Raw genomic sequence first — 298 nt, 5'->3', positions numbered from 1 at the left:
GTATGAGCTTGTTTTGTGGCTCTAATCTCGGCTTCATGCTGATCTTTTGCTTTTTGAGTCCGTTCCAGTTGCTTTAAACCATCTAAAACCTTTTTGGATAGGACAATTTCTTGCTCTAATCCTTTTAAAATCTGCTGTTTTTCAGCGTTTCTAGCCTTGATTGCATTATTTTCTAGGGCAATGATCGGCATGATGATTTTTGGATTTCGTTCTTCAACTGGTTTTAATTGTTCACGCTCATATTTACGCTTCATGGCTGTAACTGCGCTTCCTTCATGCAAGGTAGCTTCTAAATCAA

General features: G+C 38.3%; 1 pseudogene. It reads right to left on the bottom strand.

Annotated elements, in window-relative coordinates:
• A pseudogene (locus tag D7V20_RS19670) lies at window positions 1–298 on the bottom strand (MobA/MobL family protein); the annotation flags it as partial.

This window comes from Acinetobacter rongchengensis (assembly GCF_003611475.1).
Taxonomy (GTDB): Bacteria; Pseudomonadota; Gammaproteobacteria; order Pseudomonadales; family Moraxellaceae; genus Acinetobacter; species Acinetobacter rongchengensis.
Note: the sequence above shows the minus strand (reverse complement) of the source record. Positions and strands in the feature narration are given on the sequence as shown.